Source organism: Aeromicrobium sp. (assembly GCF_025965075.1).
Lineage (GTDB): Bacteria > Actinomycetota > Actinomycetes > Propionibacteriales > Nocardioidaceae > Aeromicrobium.
The window spans coordinates 1-2514 of sequence record NZ_JAOPXQ010000282.1 but is presented as its reverse complement, the minus strand read 5'-3'; the positions used below and the strand labels follow the sequence as shown (position 1 = coordinate 2514).

Genomic DNA, 2514 nt, shown 5'->3' with positions numbered 1-2514 from the left:
GGCTCCTCGACGACGTCGACGACCTCGTCCTCCACCAACAGGGGGTCCAGTCCCTCGACGGCGGGCTCGGGAGCCTGCAGCTCGGCCGTGCGGGCATCCTCGGCCTCGGCGGCACGCGCGGCGCTCGCCTCGGCACGTTCCTGCGCCTCCGCGGCGATCTCCTGCTGACGCTCCTCCTGGCGCTCCTTGCGAGCACGCGCCTCGGCCTCGCGCTTGGCGTCGGCGGCTGCTGCCCGGGCCGCGGCCTTGGCCGCCTTGGCCTCCTCGCGCTGCCGGCGCGCGGCGGTACGCGCCGCGGCCTTGGCCCGTCGCTGGTCGATCCCCGGCTCGGGGACCGACGGGACGACGACGTCGCCCACGGCCAGGGGCTCGACGGCCTCGTCGTGCCGACCGGCCGGGCCCCCTACTGAGTCACTTGCGTCGGACGACTCTTTTTTTGATCTTGGGGGCGAGGGCCCCGGACTCGTCATTCACCTCTTCGGGCAGCTCATCGGTGGCGTCCTGGCCGTCCGGTGCCTCGTCGACGTACTCGTCGACGTACGCCTGGGGCGCGGCCAGCGGCGTCGCGGCCGAGGTGTGGTTGGCCATGACGATGTGCTCCTGGGCGACCCGCTCGGCCTCGGCCTCGGCCGCTGCGACCCACTCGAGCGCGGTGCGCTCGGCCTCCTGCAGCTTCTCCTCGGCGGCGGAGCGGGCGGCGGCAACGGCCTGGCTGAGCCGCTCCTGCGCGTCTCGCTTCGACTGCACCGTGACCCGCTCGGCCTCGGCCCGGGCCGCGGCGATCCGCTCCCGCGCGTCGGCCTGCGACTGCTCCGCGACCCGCTGGGCCTCGGCCTGGGCGGCCGCGATCCGGTCGGCAGCATCACGCTCGGCCTGCGCGATCTTGCGCTCGGCGTCGACGCGAGCCGCCTCGACGTCGTTGGCGAGCTTGCGCTCGACCTCGGCGCGCGCCTCGGCGGCCGCCCGGGCGGCCTCGGCCGCATCTGCGGCGACCCGCTCGGCCTCGGCCTGGGCGGCGCGGATCTTGTCGGCGGACTGACGCTCGGCGTCGGCCAGCTTGGCGGCGGCCGCGGCACGCTCCGCCTCGGCCTCCCGCGCGAGCTTGTCCGCCTCCTCGTTGGCCCTGTCGACCAGCGCCTTGGCCTCGTCACGCTCGCGGGCGAGCTGGGCGGCGGCCTCCTCGTGGCGCTGGGCGACCTCGGCGGCCAGGCGATCGGCCTGGACCTTCGCGGCGAGGAGCTTCTCCTCCGCGGTGCGCTCGGCGTCGGCCACCCGGACGGCGATCGCGACCCGCTCCGCGGCGGTCTCCTGGGCGTACTTCTCGGCCTCCGCCTTGGCGGCGGCGATGTGGCCGGCCGCGGACTCCTCGGCCTCCTGCACCGTGCGGTCGGCCTGCGCCTTGACGTCGGCCAGTCGGGCGTCGGCCTCCTCGCGCTCCCGGGCCAGCTGCTGCAGCGCGGCCTCCCGGTCGGCGGCAGCCTGCGCGGCGACCTTCTCAGCCTCGGCCCGTGCCGCGGCGACGTGGCCGGCGGACTTCTTCTCGGCGTCGGCCACGATCCGCTCGGACTCGGCCTTGACCTCGGCGAGTCGGGCGTCGGCCTCCTCGCGCTCCCGGGCCAGCTGCTGCAGCGCGGCCTCCCGGTCGGCGGCAGCCTGGGCAGCGACCTTCTCAGCCTCGGTGCGCGCGGCCTCGATGCGACGTTGTGCGTCCTGCTCGGCGGCCTCGAGGCGACGCTGGGCGGCTTCCTCGGCTGCCTTCTCCGACTCGGCGAGGCGACGCTCGGCCGTCAGCTTGGCCTGGACCTCGGCCTCCTCGGCGAGACGACGGGCCTCGGCGTTGGCCTGCTCGATGCGCTCGGCGGCATCCTGGTCGGCCTTGAGCTTGGCGGCGGCGACCCGCTCGTCGGCGGCGCGCTGCAGCTCGGCGATCTTGGCGGCGGCTGCGGTGCGCTCGCGCTCGATCTCCGCGGTGACCCGGTCCGCCTCCTGCTGGGCGGCGCTGACCCGCTCGGCGGCGGCCCGCTCGGCGGCCTGGAGCTTGGCGGCGGTGACCTCGCGCTGGGCGGCCTCGTCGGCCGACAGACGAGCCGTCGCCTCGGCGCGCTCGCGCGCTGCCTCCTCCATGAGTCGTGCGGCCTCGGCCCGGGCCGCGGCCACGCGCTGCTGGGCGGCGAGACTCGCCGCGGCGAGCTTCTCGGCGAACGTGACCGGCGCTGCGGCGGGCGCAGCCGCTGCGGGAGCGGGTGCCTCGACAGCCGGCGTCTCCTCGACCACGGGCCTGTCCTCGGCGGGGGGCTCCTCGGAGACGGGGGCATCGTCGACCGGCTCCTCGGCGGCCGGCGCCTCCTCGGCCACGACCTCCTCGACCGGTGCCGACTCGACCGGCGGGACGGTCAGCTCGTCGTCGACCCGGACGACGTCCTCGACCGGCTGGTCCTCGTCCGGCTGGCGATCGGCCGACTGGTCCTCGACGGCGTCCTCCGCGGGCTTCTCGTCGACGATCGTCTCGATGAC

2 protein-coding genes are annotated in these 2514 nt (G+C 76.3%); both read right to left on the bottom strand.

Features of this window, described 5'->3' with window-relative positions; translation table 11 throughout:
- Nucleotides 1-359, bottom strand: a 359-nt coding sequence (locus tag JWQ91_RS16340; protein WP_297786629.1) for a hypothetical protein, incomplete at its 3' end; no start/stop codon positions are given.
- 52 nt (nt 360-411) lie between these two features.
- A partial coding sequence (locus JWQ91_RS16335) for a hypothetical protein (protein WP_297786626.1) occupies nt 412-2514 on the bottom strand: 2103 nt, incomplete at its 5' end.